This window comes from Kitasatospora sp. NPDC001159 (assembly GCF_053598235.1).
The window spans coordinates 20,241-37,368 of record NZ_JBSFJV010000050.1; the positions used below are offsets into that span (position 1 = coordinate 20,241).

Genomic DNA, 17,128 nt, shown 5'->3' on the forward strand with positions numbered 1-17,128 from the left:
GGACACTCCCGCCCGACCGGCCGCCCGGCCCGACCTGGAGAATGGCCGGGTGACCGAGAACCACACCACCGACCTGCCGGACGTCGACGACCCCTTCGTCCGCCAGCTGCTCGTCCTGCCCGACCGCGACGCCGCCGACGAGGCCGCCGAGGAGCTCAGCGCCGGCCACCCGGACCTCGGCGAGCTGGAGATCGTCCGCGACGCCCTGGCCGGCGAGGACGACGCCGAGGACGCCCAGTGGCTGGTCGTCCTCGACCCCCCTGCCGACGGCTGGACCCCCGCCCTCCTGCACGCCCTCGACACCGTCGCCACCTCCTACGAGGGCTGGCGCGAGGAAGCCTGACCGGCGCAGCAGGCACCGGGGCCGAACCCCCGCCCGCGCAGAGGGAATCGGTGCCGGGCCGCCGAGCGGCAGCCTGGCACCGAAGAGCTGCTGGCGCCGAGGAACTGCTGGTGCCGAAGAGCTGCTGGTGCCGAAGAGCTGCTGGTGCCGCCCGGCGACGGAAAGGCCGGGACGTTCCGTGAATTCCGGCGCATTGACGGTGCATGTTCACCAATTCCCGTGACAGGGCTTCCAGTTGGTGAGATCCGGCGAATTCGCGGATTTCTCCGCAGAGGGGTTCGGAACTGTTCATGTCCTGGCCGCCACAGATATACCGAAGCCTCTGACCCTAGGAGCCGCACCGCCGCAGCCAATTCCCCCTCCAGGAGTTTCTGTGACCCGTCGTTATGTCCGGCTCGCCGCCACCCTCGGCGCAGCGGGTGTGCTCGCCGGATCCACCGTCGCCCAGGCGGCCGCCGCTGAGGAGGGCCGCGGCGCCCACGCCAAGCACGTGCTGCTGGTCTCGGTCGACGGCCTGCACCAGTCCGACCTGGCCTGGTTCACGGCCGAGCACCCGCAGTCGGCGCTGGCCCGGCTGGTCCGCGGTGGTGTCGAGTACACCCACGCGAGCACCACCAACCCCTCGGACTCCTTCCCCGGCATGGTCGCCCAGCTGACCGGCGGCGGCCCGGGCACGACCGGCGTCTACTACGACGACACCTACAACGCCGCACTGCTCCCGGCCGGCACCACCGACTGCAAGGGCGCCAAACCCGGCGTCGAGGTGGACCTCACCGAGGACCTGGACAAGAACCAGGACTCGATCGACGCCGGCCAGGGCCTCGCCGGCCTGCCCGGATCCATCCTGCAGATGACCGGCCGACCGCAGACCCTGCTCGACCCGGCCAAGCTGCCGGTCGACCCGCACACCTGCAAGCCGGTCTACCCGCACTCCTACCTCCAGGTGAACACCGTCTTCGAGGTGGCCCGCGAGGCCGGTCTGCGCACCGCGTGGTCGGACAAGCACGCCGCCTACGACATCCTCAACGGCCCCTCGGGCGAGGGCGTCCAGGACCTCTTCACCCCGGAGATCAACAGCAAGGCGACCGGGTACAGCGGCGACTGGACCAAGGACAACCAGGCCACCGAACAGTACGACTCCTACAAGGTGCAGGCCGTCCTCAACGAGATCGACGGCTTCGACCACAGCCGTTCGGAGAAGGTCGGCACCCCGGCGGTCTTCGGCCTGAACTTCCAGTCGGTCTCCACCGCGCAGAAGCTCAAGAGCTCCGACGGCCTCCAGGGCGGCTACGTCACCAAGGGCGTGCCCGGCGCGCTGGTCGAGAAGAACCTGGAATTCGTCGACCGGCAGATCGGCGCGGTGACCGAGGAGCTGCGCGAGCAGCACCTGGACGGCTCCACCACCGTCATCCTCTCGGCCAAGCACGGCCAGTCCCCGATCGACCCGACCGCGCTCAACCGGATCGACGACGGCCCGCTGCTGGACGGCCTCAACGCCGCCTGGAAGGCCGCCCACCCGGGCACCGGAGACCTCGTCGCCCACGCGGTCGACGACGACGGCGTGCTGCTCTGGCTGAACGACCGCTCCGCGGCCGCCACCGAGTTCGCCAAGAACTACCTACTGGCGCAGAACGGCACCGGCGTCGACATCAACGGCAAGACCCGCCCGTTCACCCGGAGCGGCGTCGAGAAGGTCTACGCCGGCGAGGAGGCCGCCGACTACTTCCACGTCACGCCGGGCGACCCCCGCGTGCCGGACGTCTTCGGCGTCGCGCAGTACGGCGTCGTCTACACCGGCGGCAGCAAGATCGCCGAACACGGCGGCGCCCACGCCGACGACCTGGACGTGCCGCTGGTCGTCTCCGGCGCCGCCACCCCGGACGGTGTCCGCGAGGACGAGAAGGTCGAGACCAAGCAGATCGCGCCGACCATCCTGAAGCTGCTCGGCCTCAAACCGACCGCGCTGCGGGCCGTCCGCGAGGAGCAAACCCGGGTACTGCCGGTCCGCTGACCTCGCGGGGCCCACAACCGTCCGCTCGCCGTCGCCTCGCGCTCACGTGGGTGACACTTGTTCGCGGCGCGCTCCGGGCCTGCCCGGAGCGCGCCGCAACCGCTTTCCCGGGGCCCCGCCCCACCCCTCCTTCCTTCCCCACCCCACCCCCTGCCTTGCCCCACGTTGTGGAGAGAGGAGGACAGCGGGGTTCACAGCGGCGGGGCTCGGGGCTCGGCGGTCGAGTGACCCTGGCGGGCGGAGGGGGCGGCGTGGGTGCCGTGGTCGGGCTGGGGGTGGACGGAGACGGCGAGGGTGGCCGGGGAGTCCCCGGTCACGGCGATGTCGCCCGCGCGGTCCGTGCGCAGGACGGTGGCGCCGAGCGCGCGCAGCCGGTCGACCGTGCGCGGGGACGGATGACCGTACGCGTTGCCCTCACCGCAGGAGATCAGGGCGAGCCGGGGCCGCAGGGCCGCGGTGAGGTCCCAGTCCTGGTGGGCCGAGCCGTGGTGCGCCACCTTCAGGACGTCGACCCGACCCAGCCGCCCCAACAGGGCGGACTGGGCGGGTGGTTCGAGATCGCCGAGCAGCGCCATCCGCAGCCCACCGGCCAAGGACACCAGCAGTGCCACACTCGCGTTGTTCGCGCCGGGCGCCTCGACGGCTGCCCGCGGATCCGGCCACACCACATCCCAGGCCAACTCCGCACCCGTCGACCGCCGTTCACCACGGCCCGCACGCAACAGCGGCACACCGGCACCGGCCGCCCAGCCGGCCACCCGGGCCGCCTCGCCCGGCGGATCGTCCAGCGCCGTGCCCTCGACCGCACCGACATCGCGCCCCCGCAGCACCCCCGGCACGCCCTCGACATGGTCCGCGTGGAAGTGCGTCAGCAGCAGGAGCGGCACCGTCGTAACGCCGAGGTCGCGCAGGCAGCGGTCGGCGGAGTTCGGGTCCGGCCCCGTGTCGATCACCACCGCGCTGTCCGACGCATCGGTCCGAAGGGCCAACATGTCTCCCTGTCCGACATCGCACATCACGAGCCGCCATCCGGGCGGTGGCCAGCCGGTGGCGATCCGGGCGAGCTGCGGCGGGCGCAGCAGGACGGCCAGCAGCACCACCAGCAGGGTGCCCGTCACCAGCGCCCGGGCCCAGCGGCGCCGGGTGCGGGCCCGCCGGCCGGGCTCCGCCCGTCGGGGCAGCAGCAGGGGCGCCGCCCAGCAGGCGGCCAGGGTGGCGAGGGCGACCGTCACCGTCCCGAACCAGCCGCCCGGCCAGGTCAGTTGGCCACCCGGTAGTTCGGCCCCGCGCCGTGCCACGAAGGCGAGCCAGCTGGCCGGCACTCCGGCCGGTTCGGCGAGCAGACGGGCCACGGCCGGGAAGAAGGGTTGCAGGACGAGCACCCCGAAGCCGAGCAACGTCGCCGGGGCCACCGCCAGTTCGGCCAGCAGGTTGCAGGGGATCGCGACCAGGCTGATGTGCCCGGACAGCACCACCGTCACGGGCGCGCACAGCGCCTGCGCCGCCGCCGTCGCCGCCAGCGCACCCGCCAGGTGGTGCGGCCAGCGCCGGGCTCGCAGGGCCTCGGCCCAGTGCGGCCCGAGGACGAGCAGCCCCGCGGTGGCCAGCACCGAGAGCAGGAAGCCGAAGGATCGGGCCAGGAACGGGTCCAGCAGGACGAGGACCAGCACGGCTCCGGCGAGCGCGGGTACGGCCTGACGCGGACGGCCGGTGGCCAGGGCCAGCATGCCGATCAGCCCCGTTCCCGCCGCCCGCAGCACGCTCGGCTCGGGCCGGCAGACGGTGACGAAGGCCAGCGTCAGCGCCGTGCCGAGCAGGGCAGTGGTGCGCAGCGACAGCCCCAACACCGGGGCCAGTCCCCGTCGTTCCGCCGTACCGGCCTGGCCGGGTGCGCCGAGCAGTACGCCGAGGACGATGGCCAGATTGGCCCCGCTGACGGCCACCAGGTGCACCAGGTCGGTGGCCCGGAAGGCGTCCACGAGGTCGTCGGGCAGCCGCGAGGTGTCGCCGACCACCAGCCCCGGGAGCAGCCCGCGCGCGTCGGAGGGAAGCCCGTCGGATGCCGTGCGCAGGCCTTCGCGCAGCCGTCCGGCGATCCGCTGCGGCAGGCTCGGCGGAGCGAGCTGTCGGGGCGGGCCGTGGACGACCAGCAGCGCCGCGGACTCGGTGTGGTGGCCCTCCCCCGCCGGCTGCACCTCGGCCTCCACGACCAGCCGCTCGGACGGGAGCAGTCGCAGCCAGGGCTTGCTCTCCGGTCCTCGGACCATGACGGTCACGGGGGTGTGGGTGCGGGTGGCCCGCCCGTCCGGGAGGACGGTGACTCGGTCGGCCACCGTCTCCACGGTGAGCAGGCTCTGCCCGCCCGTGGTGCCGCCCCGGGAGGCGTGGACCTTCGGGTCCCCCGCGATGGTCAGCTCCACCTCCACCACGGGCGCGGGCGCGCCCGGGGATCGCGGCGGCGCGTGCTCGGCCGCGCGGGCGAGCTCCGGCAGCGGCCCCCGGTGCAGGTCGGCGGTGTGCAGTGGGGTCGCGAGCGCGGCGGCCGCCGCGGTGAGCAGGACGGCGGCCAGCGCCGCGGCCCCGCGCCAACGCAGCAGGCCCGGCCGGACGAGCAGCAGGACGGCCGCGAGGGCGGCGACGCCCGCCAGTGAGAGGAGCAGGACCTCGGACCCCGGCTCCAGGGTCAGCAGCGCCGCCGCGACCACCCAGGCCGAGACGGCGGGGAGCAGCAGCCGGAAGTCGGCACCCGAGGACCGGGGGCGCGGGAGCGGTGCGGTGACGGCGGACACGGCGGCACCTCCCTTCAGGGGTCGGCGAGGAAGAGCAAGAGGAACGAGAAAGAACGTCAGAGCGTCAGCAGCGGACGGAGTTCCGCGAAGGTCCGGGCACCGATGCCGCTGACCTGCCGGAGCTGGTCGACCGTGCGGAACGCGCCGTGCGAGGTGCGGTAGGCGAGAATGCGCTGGGCGAGGGTCGGGCCGACGCCCGGGAGGGTGTCGAGCTGTTCGCGGGTGGCGCGGTTGAGGCTGACGGGTGGTCGGGGTGCGCCGCCCCCGGGAGGCCCGTTGGCGCCGCCGGAGACCGGGAGGGGGGCCGGGGCCTGCTCGCCGACCAGGATCTGCTCGCCATCCGTCAGGACCCGGGCAAGGTTGAGGCCCTTGGTGTCCGTCTCCGGCAGCGCACCGCCCGCCGCTCGTAGGGCGTCGGCCACCCGGGAGCCACCGGGCAGGGTGTGCAGGCCGGGCAGGTGGACCCGTCCGCCGACGTCGATCACGACGGCGGCCTGCGCGCCCGGACCCGCAGCGGCCTCGGGCGGGCCTGCCCCGGAACCAGCTCCGGAACCGGTCACGGAGCCGGCCGAGGCATCGCCCGAGCGCATGCCCGGCTCCGCCGGCGCCGAGGCCACCGCCAGCGCCGGAACGGCCACCGGCTCCGGCCTGGCCAGCCAGAAGTGCTGCACGGCGTAACCCACCGCGAACAGCAGCAGGACCACCAGCCCGGCCAGCGCCCGCCGGTCGAGCGCCAGCGCCGTGGCGAACCGCAGCCGCGCCCCGCCACCCGACGGCGGGTCGACGAGGTCCACCGCCGCCACCGGCGCCGCCTCAGCGGGCGGCGGCGGAGAAGTCCCCGAGGGCGGAGGCGAACCCGTGGAGGAAGCGCCCTCCGGCTCGTCGTCCAGCGTCGGCAGCAGCGCCGCCATCCGCAGCCGCACCGTCTCGTTGATCGCTTGGCGCTTCGCCGCGCCCAGGCCCAAAGTCGTCATGGCGAGGACGCTAGGAGCCTGGAGGGCGGCCTGCAGAAATTACCGAAGCCCTGTGGATAACCCGGGAGTTGTGGATAAAAAACGTCGCTCACACGAGTGAGGGGCACCCACGGAAGTTGACCGGACCGCCGCCTCAGCGCGGCGCGACCACCACCGCGAGCAGGCCCGGCCCGACGTGCGCGCCGATCACCGCCCCCACCTCGCCCACGTACAGCTCCCGCAGCCCAGGCACCCGCGCCCGCAGCCGCTCCGCGAGCGGCTCGGCCCGGTCCTCGGCCGCCAGGTGGTGGACGGTGATGTCCACCTCGTCTTCCCCCGACCGCTCGACCGCGATCTCCTCCAGCCGCGCGATCGCCCGCGAGGCCGTCCGCACCTTCTCCAGCGGCTCGATCCGCCCGCCGTCCAGGTACAGCAGCGGCTTGACCGCCAGCGCCGACCCGAGCAGCGCCCGCGCCGCCCCGATCCGTCCGCCCCGGCGCAGGTACTCCAGGGTGTCCACGTAGAAGAACCCGCTGGTCACGGCCACCCGTCGCTCCGCCGCCCCCGCCGCCCCCGCCAGGCCCCGACCGGCCTCGATCGCCTCTGCCGCCGCCAGCACCCCGTATCCGAGGGCCATGCCGACCAGCCGGCTGTCCACCACCCGCACGGGTACGGGCGCCTCGGCGGCCGCCAGCCGGGCGGCCTCGACCGTGCCGGACAGCTCGCCGGAGATGTGCACCGAGACGATCCCCTTCGCCCCGGCCTCGGCGGCCGCGCGGTAGGTGGCGGCGAAGGCCTCCGGGTTGGGCCGGGAGGTGGTGACCCGCTGCTTGGCGCGCAGTGCCTCGGCGACGTCCTTCGGGGAGATCTCGACGCCCTCGCAGAGGACCGAGTCACCGACCGCGACGCTCAGCGGGACCACCGTGATCCCGTGCCGGTCGAGGGCCTCCTGCGGCAGGTAGGCCGTGGAATCGGTGACAAGTGCGAGGTCGGAGGGCATGAGGCGGAGGTTACTCCCCGTTCGTCCGGGAGGACAGCACTCTTCCCCGCGCACCGGGAGGGCGCGGTGACTCAGCCCGCCGAGGGCCCCGTCGACGGCTTGCGCAGCCGCTGCGCCAGCTTCGCCAGCGGTTCGGCCAGCCCGAGCAACTCCTCCGCGCTCGGCCGTCCCTTCCCGTCCGTCAGCCCGGCCCGAGCCGCACCGGCACCGGCCGACGGCCCGACACCGGACGAGGACCCCGCACCGGCCGACGACCCGACACCGGACGAGGACCCCGCAGAACCCGCCCCCGCAGTGTCCCAGTGCCGCAGCGCCCCCGCTTCGCTCTCGCACTCCTGGCTCAGCCGGCCCAGCTCGTCGTCCGCGAACCGGTGCATCCGGTCCTGCGCCGCCCACCGCATGGTCTCCGCCGAGTGGGTGATCCGCTCCGCCCGCTCCCGCAGCTCCGACAGCTTGGCCGCGATCCGCGCGGTGTCCGGCTCGCGCTCCAGCATCCGCAGCTCGCCGTCCAGCTCCGCCGCATGGGCCTCGAGCCGGGTCAGCAGCGCGAGGGCCTCGCCGAGCTGGCCGTCCTGCGGCAGCCCGCTCTCCAGCACCTGCCGGGTGCCGTCCAGGGAGGTCCGCAGCTTGAGCCGGACGGTGGCGATCTGCGCGGGCGGGCCGACCTTGGTGTACGTCTTCGCCTTGAGGGTGGCGGTCTCGACGGCGCGCCGGGCGTTGGCCTCGTGCTTCCCGACCTTCGCGGCGACGGCCTTGGCCGCCTTGACCGTGCCGACCACGGCCAAGACCAGCACCGCGATCCCGAAGAGCAGGACCAAGCCGATCATCACGCCGAACACGTCCATCGCGCGCCACCTTCCGCCACCGAGTCGGCCCCCACCCGGCCCGACGCGGGCCGCACTGCCGAGGGTTCCACCGTAGCCCCCGCACCCGGCCTGGGGCCGGTCCGAACGGGCCCAACAAGCGGAGATCAGGGACAGATCCGGGATCTCCCCGAGGGCCCGGAACCGGGCACCCACGAGCCATCTGGAAACCCGCGGCAAAAGCACCGGGCGGGCGCCCCGAAGGACACCCGCCCGATCAAACCGGCTCAGCCGGCCTCACCCGAACCCTCAACCGGTGACGACGTTCACCAGCTTCGGCGCCCGCGCGATCACCTTCCGCACCACCGCGTCGCCGATCGCCGCGACCACCGCCGGGTCCGCCAGCGCCAGCGCCTCCAGCTCGGCGTCCGAGATGCTCGGCGCGACCTCCAGCCGGGCCTTCACCTTGCCCTTGATCTGCACCACGCAGGTCACCGTCTCGTCGACCACGTACGCCGGGTCGGCGACCGGGTAGTCGGCGTGCGCCAGCGACTCGCCGTGGCCCAGGCGGCGCCACAGCTCCTCGGCGATGTGCGGGGCCAGCGGCGCGACCATCAGGACCAGCTGCTCGGCCACCGCGCGCGGCGTGGAGCCGCGCTTGACCAGGTAGTTGTTCAGCTCGATCGCCTTGGCGACGGCCGTGTTGAAGCGCAGCCCGGCCATGTCGCCGCGGATGCCGTCGATGGCCTTGTGCAGGGCGCGCAGGGTCGCCTCGTCCGGCTGCTCCTCGGTGACGACCAGTTCCCCGGTGGTCTCCGAGACGACGTTGCGCCACAGCCGCTGCAGGAATCGGTACGAGCCGACGACGGCCCGGGTGTCCCAGGGGCGGGAGACGTCCAGCGGGCCCATGGACATCTCGTACAGGCGCAGGGTGTCCGCGCCGTACTCGTCGGCGATCTCGTCCGGGGCGACGGCGTTCTTCAGGGACTTGCCCATCTTGCCGGCCTCGCGCTTGACCGGCTCGCCCTGCCAGAAGTACTTGCCGTCGCGCTCCTCGACCTCGGCGGCGGGCACCGGGAAGCCGCGCTCGTCGCGGTAGACGTCCGCGGTGATCATGCCCTGGTTGAACAGCTTGTGGAACGGCTCGACCGAGGAGACGTGGCCCAGGTCGTGCAGCACCTTGTGCCAGAAGCGCGCGTACAGCAGGTGCAGCACGGCGTGCTCGGCGCCGCCGACGTACAGGTCGGCGCCGCCGGCCGGCTTGGCCGCGGTGGGGCCCAGCCAGTACTGCTCGTTGGCCGGGTCGACGACAGCCTCGGTGTTGGTCGGGTCGACGTAGCGCAGGTCGTACCAGCACGAACCCGCCCAGTTGGGCATGGTGTTGGTCTCTCGGCGGTACTTCTTGACGCCGTCGCCCAGGTCCAGCTCGACGTCGACCCAGGCCTCGTTGCGCGACAGCGGGGTCTCCGGCGAGGAGTCCGCGTCGTACGGGTCGTAGGTGCGCGGCGAGTAGTCGTCGACCTCGGGGACCTCGACCGGCAGCATCGACTCGGGCAGCGCGTGCATCACGCCGTCCTCGTCGTAGACGATCGGGAAGGGCTCGCCCCAGTACCGCTGACGGCTGAACAGCCAGTCGCGCAGGCGGTAGTTGACGGTGCCCTCGCCGATGCCGCGCTCGGCCAGCCAGGCGGTGACGGCGGCCTTGGCGTCGACCACGCTCAGCCCGTCCAGCGACAGGTCGCCTTCGGAGCGCGCGGAGTTGACGATGACGGAGTCGTAGGTGTCGAACGCGTCGTCCCAGCCGGCCGGGTCCTCGCCGCGCCCGTCGGTCGGCTCGACGACGCAGCGCATCGGCAGGGCGAAGGCGCGGGCGAACGCGAAGTCGCGATGGTCGTGGGCGGGGACGGCCATGATGGCGCCGGTGCCGTAGCCCATCAGCACGTAGTCGGCGATGAACACCGGGACGGACTCGCCGCTGACCGGGTTGACGGCGTAGGCGCCGGTGAAGACACCGGTCTTGACCTTGGCCTCGACCTGCCGCTCGACGTCCGACTTGGCGGCGGCCGCGGCGCGGTAGGCGGCGACGGCCTCGGCGGGGGTGGCGGCGCCGCCGGTCCACTCGGCGGGGACGCCCTCCGGCCAGGCGGCGGGGACGATGGAGTCGACCAGGCCGTGCTCGGGCGCCAGCACCATGTAGGTGGCGCCGAACAGGGTGTCGGGCCGGGTGGTGAAGACGGTGATCTTGCCGGCGTCGACGGCGAAGTCGACCCGGGCGCCCTCGGAGCGGCCGATCCAGTTGCGCTGCTGCAGCTTGATGGCCTCGGGCCAGTCCAGCAGGTCCAGGTCGGCGATCAGGCGGTCGGAGTACGCGGTGATGCGCATCATCCACTGGCGCAGGTTGGACTTGAACACCGGGAAGTTGCCGCGCTCGGAGCGGCCGTCCGCGGTGACCTCCTCGTTGGCCAGCACGGTGCCCAGTCCCGGGCACCAGTTGACCGGCACCTCCTTGGCGTAGGCCAGCCGGTACTCGCCCAGGACCTCGTCGCGCTCCGCGGCGGACAGCTCCGCCCAGGCGCGCCCGCCCGGCACCTCACGCGAGCCGGACTCGAACTGGCCGACCAGTTCGGCGATCGGACGGGCCTTGCGCGCGTCCTCGTCGTACCAGGAGTTGAAGATCTGCAGGAAGATCCACTGGGTCCAGCGGTAGTAGTCCGGGTCGATCGTGGAGATCGAGCGGCGCGGGTCGTGGCCCAGGCCCAGCCGGCGCAGCTGCTGGCGCATGTTGGTGATGTTGGCCTCGGTGGAGACCCGCGGGTGGGTGCCGGTCTGCACCGCGTACTGCTCGGCGGGCAGGCCGAAGGCGTCGTAGCCCAGCGTGTGCAGCACGTTGTGGCCGGTCATCCGCTGGTAGCGGGCGAAGACGTCGGTGGCGATGTAGCCCAGCGGGTGGCCGACGTGCAGGCCCGCGCCCGAGGGGTACGGGAACATGTCCATGATGAAGCTGTGCGGCTTCGCGGCGACGTCCCCCGCGGCCGGGTCGGCCAGCGCACCGGTGGGGTTGGGGGCGTGGAAGGTGCCCTCCTTCTCCCAGAGGTCCTGCCAGCGGGACTCGATGTCCGCCGCCAGCGCGGCGCTGTACCGGAACGGCTCGGTCGCGGTCTCGGCCGCGCCGGACGCAGGGGTCGTCTCGCTCATGGTCCTTCAAGCTCCATCGGTGTCAGTTGGCGAACCGCGACGCGGCCGGCCCGTGGACCCGTCCCACGACGCGGGCGGGGGCGGAAAACAAAAAATCCCCTCGCAGGAGGGGACGCCACGCCGACTCCGGCACCGCCCTAAGGCGCGGCCGGTCCTGGTCAGCGCGGCCGGCTAAGGAGCAGGCGCACGGTTCGCATGGGCTCAGGGTACCGCAAGCAGGTCAGGGCACTCCCGGCCGTACCGCCCAGCGGGCGCTGCCGCGCCGGGCGTGGACCACCACACCGTGCCGGACCTGGATCCCCGCGCCGCGCCCACCACACCGTGCCGAACCGGGATCACCGCGCCGCCGCCCGCCCCGCCGCGTCGAAGTCCCGCAGCGCCTTCGCCAGCCGCTCCGACTGCATCCCCGCCGCCAGCGAACGCGCCTGTGCCACGGTACGGGCGGCCTCGCGCTGGTCGCCGAGCCGCCGATGGGTCTCGGCGAGGCGGACCATCAGCAGCGCCTTGGACCGCGCCCGCCCCGGCCCGAGCCCGGCGACGGCCTCGGCGAGCAGCGGCTTGGCCATCCGGCACCGGCCGAGCGCCAGCCGCCCCTCCCCCACCATGCCGGCGAGGTCGGCCCGGGCCTCCTCGGTGCCGGGCACGCCGTCCAGTTCGGCGAAGGCCCGGGTGGCGGCCGCCTCGGCCTGCTCGGCCTCCCCGCGCCGGCCGTGGGCGCGGGAGATCCGGCCGAGCTGGCGGGCCCGGGAGGTGGGACTGAGCGCGGGGCCGTGGGTCTCCAGGGCGGTGCGCAGCGCGGAGACGGCGTCCAGGCCGCGCCCGCCGGCGCCCTGGGTGGCGAGCACCACCAGCGCGCCGAGCCCGGCGACGCCGAGCCGTGGGTCGCCGCTGACGTGGGCGGCGCGCAGCGCGGCGACGAAGGCCCGCTGGGCGGCCGCGTCGTGGCCGAGGTCGTAGGCGGCCCAGCCGGCCAGTCGGGCGAGCCTGCTGGCCGTCCCGTACAGCTCGCGACCCAGCCGTTCGTCGTACGCGCCGAGTTCCAACAGCTTGGCGAGCATGGCGAGTTCGGCCCGGGTGGGGCCGAGGACGAGGCCGCCGCCACAGGAGCGTTCGAGCCGCTGCTTGCTGCGGAAGGACAGGCCGAGCTCGCCGACCAGTCCGGCGTCGATGCGCAGCGCGCCCTCGCCGCCGCCGACCGGCGGGGGCGCGGAGGCGAGCCGTTCGGCGGCGTGGTCGAGGTCGGCGCTGCGGAAGAGGTCGGTGAGGCGGACGGGCCCGGCGTCGGTGGCGGCCTCACGCAGGGCGGTCTGGGCGGTGTCGGCGGTCCACGGGTCGGTGAGCAGCCGGGGCGAGAGGATCTTGGCGCCGCGGTGGCCGCCCATCCGGCCCCAGAGCTGCTCGTAGGTGACGGCGATGCCCAGGGTGCGGCTGAGCACCTCGCAAACGGTCTGGTCGTGCGGGCTGCGCGGCACCATGCCGCGGTCGCGCCACTTGTAGGGGGCGGTGGAGCTGATGGCCAGGCCCGGCGGCAGGGCGAGGCTGACCTCGCGGGCCAGCCGTTCCGGACTCCAGCCGAGCTGGTGCAGTATCCGGGCCAGCTCCTCGTTCCGCCTTCGCTGCAGATCGGCCATGGCACGACGGTAGCGGTCTTTCCCACCCGCCCGCCGGTGACGTGGACACAACGGCGAAGAGCCGCCCCCCTTGACGGGAGGCGGCTCTTGACCACTGTGGAGCTATGGGGAATTGAACCCCAGACCTCTTGCATGCCATGCAAGCGCTCTACCAACTGAGCTATAGCCCCTTGACCTGCGATGTCACCGGGTTTCTCGGCCGTTTCCGTCCGTTCCCCTCGGCGACATCGACTACTTTACACGGTCCGGGGCGTGCTCCAGAAATCCGTTTCCCGAGGTGCGGGCCAGGGGAAGGATCAGGGCCCTCAGCGCACCGCCCGCCGGCTGCGCGCGGCGAAGCCCGAGGCCAGCAGCACCCCGACGGCGTTGACCGCCAAGGTGACCTCCAGCGCGTGCCCCGACTCGGCGGCCGGCGCCGGCAGGTTCACCTGCCCGAGGAACACCGAGCCGAGCACCGCGACCCCGATCACCTGTCCGAGCTGGATGACCGTCACCATCACCCCGCTGGCATCGGCCGCGTCCTCGGGCGCCACCCCCGCGAGCGCCCGGGCGAACAGCGGCGCGTACGCGCAGCCGGCGATCAGGCCGAGCGCGGCCATCTCCGCCAGCGGCACCGCCCCGATCTCGGAGCCGCCGCCGAGCAGCACCCCCAGCAGCAGGTAGCCGCCCCCGAGCAGCACCGCGGAGAGCACCGGCAGCAGCCCGTGCAGGCGGCCCGGCAGCCGGTGCCAGTGCAGGCTGGCCAGTCCGAAGCCGACCGCGACGGGCGCCGAGCAGAGCCCGGCCCGCAGCGCGCTGTGGCCGAGCGCGGCCTGCTGGTGCAGGGCGAAGGAGAACATGAAGCCCGAGAAGGCCGCCATGATCGCGAACAGTCCGGCCGCCGCCGGGCGCAGCCCGGGGGCGCGCAGCACCCGCCCGGAGATCAGCGGCTGCCCGCCGCGCCGGGCTATGCCGCGTTCGACCACCACGAACAGGCCGAACAGCAGCACGCTGCCCGCGATCATCGCCCAGCCCCAGGTCGGCCAGCCGAGTTCGTGGCCGAGCACCAGCGGCACCACCAGCAGGCCGAGCGCCGCGCCCAGCACCACCAGGCCCGGGAGGTCGAAGCCGCGCGAGGCGTCGCCGGGCAGCCGCGGCAGCAGCCGGGCGCCGGCGGCCAGCAGCACCAGCCCGAGCGGCACGTTGACCAGGAACACCGGCCGCCACCCGGTGCCGAACAGGTCGGCGCTGACCAGCACCCCGCCGAGCACCTGCCCGAGCGCCATGCCGCCGGCCAGCACCGCCGAGTAGAGGCCGAGCGCCCGGGCGCGGGCGGCGCCGGTGAAGGTGCGCTGCAGCAGGCTCATCGCCTGCGGCACCATCAGCGCCGAGCCGGCGCCCTGGAGCAGCCGGAAGGCGATCAGCCAGCCGGTGCTCGGGGCGAGGCCGCAGGCCAGCGAGGTGGCGGTGAAGGCGGCCAGGCCGAGTTGGAACAGCCGGCTGTAGCCGTAGCGGGCGCCGAGCCGGGCGCCGGTGATCAGCAGGACCGCGTAGGCGATGGTGTAGCCGGCGATCACCAGTTGCAGCGCGGCGCCCGAGGCGCCGAGGTCGGTGCGGATGGTGGGCACCGCGACGTTGACGATGGAAACGTCGAGCACGGCCATGAACTGCCCGCACAGGACGAGCGCGAGGAGGAGCCCGGGCCGTACGGCCGGGGCCTCGCTGGTGCCTCCGGCCACGGCGGGTCGGATCTGAAGGTCCGTCATGACAACCATATTGGGGCCGTGCCGGTACTGGTGGTTAGAGCTTGCTGATCCTGGTACCGGCAGCACCTGTATCGCCCGGGCGCGCTGCGGCACGATGGACGGCATGACCGTGCTGGAGGAACTGCCCACCGCTGCGGGCGGCCGCGACCGCCGTCGGACCGAGCTGGCCCGTTTCCTGAAGGCCTGCCGGGCACGGGTCACCCCCGAGGACGTCGGCCTGCCGCCGGGGCTGCGCCGCCGTACGCCGGGGCTGCGCCGCGAGGAGGTCGCGCAGCTCGCCGGGGTCGGGGTCACCTGGTACACCTGGCTCGAACAGGGGCGTCCGATCAACGCCAGCGAGCAGGTGCTGCTGGCGGTGGCCCGGGCGCTGCGGCTGGACGGCACCGAGCGCGCCCACCTGTTCCGGCTGGCCGGGGCGGCCCCCTCGCCGCTCGCGCAGCCGGCCCCGCCGGAGCTGAGCCCGTCGATCCGGGTCATCCTGGACTCGCTCGCCCCGTTGCCGGCGGCCGTCTCCAACACCCGGTTCGACGTGCTGAGCTTCAACCAGCCGTACCGCTCGCTGTTCGGCACCGAGCGGATGCGCCCGTCCCAGGGGGTCTTCTTCAACAGCCTCTGGTGCATGCTGACCGCGCCGTCGTGCTGCAACCCGTGCGAGAACCCGGAGGAGACCCTGCCGCGGATGGTGGCGGTGCTGCGCTCGGCGTACGGCAAGCACGTCGGCGAGCCGGCCTGGGAGGCCCATGTGCAGCGGTTGTCGGCGCGCAGCGAGCTGTTCCGGGAGCTGTGGGAGCGCCAGGAGGTGGCACCGCCGAAGACCCTGCTGCGGATCTTCCGCCACCCGGTGCTCGGTGTGATGCGGCTGAACGCCACCTATCTGACGATGCCGGGCGTGCCGGAGTGCTACATCGTGGTCTACGTCCCGGTGGCCGACCAGGACCGGGAGCGGGTCGAGGCGCTCAACTCGCTGCCGCCGGGCGGCTGGCGGCACACCTGCGTGTCCTGACCGTCTCCGGGCGGAACGCGAGAGGCCGCCACCCGGCGGGTGACGGCCTCTCGAACTGCTGTGGAGCTATGGGGAATTGAACCCCAGACCTCTTGCATGCCATGCAAGCGCTCTACCAACTGAGCTATAGCCCCGCGACACGGACGACCCTGGCCCCTGAATTCCAACTGGCCACGACCGCCGATGCGGAGTGGAGCTATGGGGAATTGAACCCCAGACCTCTTGCATGCCATGCAAGCGCTCTACCAACTGAGCTATAGCCCCGCACTCACCGGATCTCCCGCTTCCCTTCCGGGCCGCGTTCCCTCCGTGCGAACGAGGAAGACTCTAGCCGGTCAGGCCCGGAACTGCGAAATCCGCGTCTTCCGGGCCCCGCGATCGCTCCCCCGAGGCCCCGGGACACCCTCGCCGAGGCCCCCGGAGAAGCCCGGGGGAGCAAGCACGCAGAGGGCCCTCGGGGGCTTCGGGGAGTCCCCGAAGCCCCCGAGGGCCCTCGTCGCCCGGGTGCCGCCCCCGGGCAGGAACCGTCAGGTGTCGTCGCCGATGACCGGCTGCGGGAGCGTGCCCGCGTTGTGCTCCAGCAGCCGCCAGCCGCGCGCCCCCTTGCCCAGCACCGACCAGCAGCAGTTGGACAGCCCGCCGAAGCACTCCCACAGCGGCGGCTCCAGGCCCAGCAGCCGCCCCAGCATGGTGCGGATGGTGCCGCCGTGGCTGACCACGACCAGCGTGCCGTCCTCCGGCAGCTTGGCGGTGGCTTCCAGCACCACCGGCACCGAGCGGTCGGCGACCTCGGTGGACAGCTCGCCGCCACCGCGCCGCACCGGCTCCCCGGCCGCCCAGGCCGCGTACTCCTCCGGGTGGCGCTCACGGATCTCGGCGTTGGTCAGGCCCTGCCAGGAGCCCGCGTAGGTCTCCCGCAGGCCCTCGTGGTGCTGCACGTCGAGCCCGGTGATGTGGGCCAGCTCCTCGGCGGTGCGCCGGGCGCGCTTGAGGTCCGAGGAGATCAGCAGGTCCGGGCGCAGGCCGGAGAGCAGCCGGGCCGCCCGCTGGGCCTGCAGGACGCCCTGGCCGGTCAGCTCGATGTCCGTGGTGCCCTGGAAGCGCGATTCCAGGTTCCAGGAGGTCTGGCCGTGCCGCCAGAAGACGATGCGCGGCCCCCTCGTCTTGCGGCTCAGTGCAGGTCCTCGGGCTTGCCGAAGTCGTCGGCCGGAGCGACGGCGTTGCCGGCCCCGTCGGTGATGGCGTCGGGGCGGTTGCGCGAGGCCATGGCGTCCTCGGGCAGCGGCAGCTCGGGGCAGTCCTTCCAGAGCCGGTCCAGCGAGTAGAAGGAGCGCTCCTCGGAGTGCTGGACGTGCACGACGATGTCCAGGTAGTCGAGCAGGATCCAGCGGCCCTCGCGCTCGCCCTCGCGGCGCACCGGCTTGATGTCCAGCTGCTCGCGCAGCTGGTCCTCGATCTCCTCGGCGATCGAGCGGACCTGGCGGTCGTTGTTCGCGGAAGCGATCAGGAAGGCGTCGGTGATCGACAGCACCTCGCTGACGTCGAAGGCGATGATGTTGTGCGCGAGCTTGTCGGCCGCCGCCTGCGCGGCGACGGTGATGAGCTGCTGGCTGTGGTCGGTGACGGTCACGGTGTTCTTCCGGCTCGGCGGCTTG

The 17,128-nt window shown here is 73.4% G+C and carries 12 protein-coding genes and 3 tRNA genes; 3 read left to right on the plus strand and 12 right to left on the minus strand.

Annotated elements, in window-relative coordinates; translation table 11 throughout:
* The first annotated feature begins 49 nt into the window (after positions 1 to 49).
* Together ACWC9T_RS24080 and ACWC9T_RS24085 are read left to right on the plus strand one after the other, a co-directional pair.
* Positions 50 to 343 carry a hypothetical protein gene (locus ACWC9T_RS24080; protein WP_449823119.1) on the plus strand — a complete coding sequence of 98 codons (294 nt, stop codon included), beginning with the start codon at positions 50 to 52 and terminating at the stop codon, positions 341 to 343.
* A 373-nt stretch (positions 344 to 716) separates the two neighbouring features.
* A complete protein-coding gene (locus ACWC9T_RS24085) occupies positions 717 to 2,354 on the plus strand; it encodes an alkaline phosphatase family protein (protein WP_449823120.1) in 1,638 nt (545 codons plus the stop codon).
* A gap of 191 nt (positions 2,355 to 2,545) precedes the next feature.
* Here ACWC9T_RS24085 and ACWC9T_RS24090 read toward each other — a convergent pair whose 3' ends face one another.
* From ACWC9T_RS24090 to ACWC9T_RS24125, 8 genes are all read right to left on the minus strand, one after another.
* Positions 2,546 to 5,143: a ComEC/Rec2 family competence protein gene (locus ACWC9T_RS24090; protein ID WP_449823121.1), complete on the minus strand. Its 2,598-nt coding sequence runs from the start codon at positions 5,141 to 5,143 to the stop codon at positions 2,546 to 2,548.
* A gap of 56 nt (positions 5,144 to 5,199) precedes the next feature.
* Complete coding sequence (locus ACWC9T_RS24095; RefSeq protein WP_449823122.1) at positions 5,200 to 6,117, minus strand: helix-hairpin-helix domain-containing protein; 918 nt, start codon at positions 6,115 to 6,117, stop codon at positions 5,200 to 5,202.
* Between the two features lie 133 nt (positions 6,118 to 6,250).
* Positions 6,251 to 7,096, minus strand: coding sequence for a DegV family protein (locus ACWC9T_RS24100; RefSeq protein ID WP_449823123.1), 846 nt, complete (start codon positions 7,094 to 7,096; stop codon positions 6,251 to 6,253).
* Positions 7,097 to 7,167: 71 nt separating this feature from the next.
* Positions 7,168 to 7,941 carry a hypothetical protein gene (locus ACWC9T_RS24105; RefSeq protein ID WP_449823124.1) on the minus strand — a complete coding sequence of 258 codons (774 nt, stop codon included), beginning with the start codon at positions 7,939 to 7,941 and terminating at the stop codon, positions 7,168 to 7,170.
* 267 nt (positions 7,942 to 8,208) lie between these two features.
* Positions 8,209 to 11,094, minus strand: a complete 2,886-nt coding sequence (leuS, locus tag ACWC9T_RS24110) for a leucine--tRNA ligase (protein WP_449823125.1) — start codon at positions 11,092 to 11,094, stop codon at positions 8,209 to 8,211.
* Between the two features lie 335 nt (positions 11,095 to 11,429).
* Entirely contained in the window at positions 11,430 to 12,725 is a 1,296-nt protein-coding gene (locus ACWC9T_RS24115) for a hypothetical protein (protein ID WP_449823126.1), read from the minus strand.
* Positions 12,726 to 12,822: 97 nt separating this feature from the next.
* Positions 12,823 to 12,895: transfer RNA gene (locus tag ACWC9T_RS24120), tRNA-Ala, on the minus strand.
* Positions 12,896 to 13,030: 135 nt separating this feature from the next.
* Positions 13,031 to 14,470 (minus strand): MFS transporter, encoded by a 1,440-nt coding sequence (locus ACWC9T_RS24125; RefSeq protein ID WP_449823127.1) that lies wholly within the window; start codon positions 14,468 to 14,470, stop codon positions 13,031 to 13,033.
* Positions 14,471 to 14,573: 103 nt separating this feature from the next.
* Here ACWC9T_RS24125 and ACWC9T_RS24130 point away from each other — a divergent pair, with 103 nt between their 5' ends.
* Positions 14,574 to 15,473, plus strand: coding sequence for a helix-turn-helix transcriptional regulator (locus tag ACWC9T_RS24130; protein WP_449823128.1), 900 nt, complete (start codon positions 14,574 to 14,576; stop codon positions 15,471 to 15,473).
* Between the two features lie 61 nt (positions 15,474 to 15,534).
* Here ACWC9T_RS24130 and ACWC9T_RS24135 read toward each other — a convergent pair.
* The 4 genes from ACWC9T_RS24135 to rsfS form a co-directional block, all read right to left on the minus strand.
* Positions 15,535 to 15,607 (minus strand) — tRNA-Ala (locus ACWC9T_RS24135).
* 57 nt (positions 15,608 to 15,664) lie between these two features.
* A tRNA-Ala gene (locus ACWC9T_RS24140) sits at positions 15,665 to 15,737 on the minus strand.
* Positions 15,738 to 16,000: 263 nt separating this feature from the next.
* Positions 16,001 to 16,648, minus strand: a complete 648-nt coding sequence (locus tag ACWC9T_RS24145) for a histidine phosphatase family protein (RefSeq protein ID WP_449823144.1) — start codon at positions 16,646 to 16,648, stop codon at positions 16,001 to 16,003.
* Positions 16,645 to 17,103, minus strand: a complete 459-nt coding sequence (gene rsfS / locus ACWC9T_RS24150) for a ribosome silencing factor (RefSeq protein ID WP_396250385.1) — start codon at positions 17,101 to 17,103, stop codon at positions 16,645 to 16,647. Before rsfS ends, ACWC9T_RS24145 begins: the two co-directional genes overlap by 4 nt.
* Between the last annotated feature and the right edge of the window lie 25 nt (positions 17,104 to 17,128).

Coding starts and splice junctions, on each gene's coding strand:
- ACWC9T_RS24095 (WP_449823122.1), bottom strand. CDS start 6,117: ATGACGACTTTGGGCCTGGGCGCGGCGAAGCGCCAAGCGATCAACGAG.
- ACWC9T_RS24100 (WP_449823123.1), bottom strand. CDS start 7,096: ATGCCCTCCGACCTCGCACTTGTCACCGATTCCACGGCCTACCTGCCG.
- ACWC9T_RS24105 (WP_449823124.1), bottom strand. CDS start 7,941: ATGGACGTGTTCGGCGTGATGATCGGCTTGGTCCTGCTCTTCGGGATC.
- leuS (WP_449823125.1), bottom strand. CDS start 11,094: ATGAGCGAGACGACCCCTGCGTCCGGCGCGGCCGAGACCGCGACCGAG.
- ACWC9T_RS24115 (WP_449823126.1), bottom strand. CDS start 12,725: ATGGCCGATCTGCAGCGAAGGCGGAACGAGGAGCTGGCCCGGATACTG.
- ACWC9T_RS24125 (WP_449823127.1), bottom strand. CDS start 14,470: ATGACGGACCTTCAGATCCGACCCGCCGTGGCCGGAGGCACCAGCGAG.
- ACWC9T_RS24130 (WP_449823128.1), top strand. CDS start 14,574: ATGACCGTGCTGGAGGAACTGCCCACCGCTGCGGGCGGCCGCGACCGC.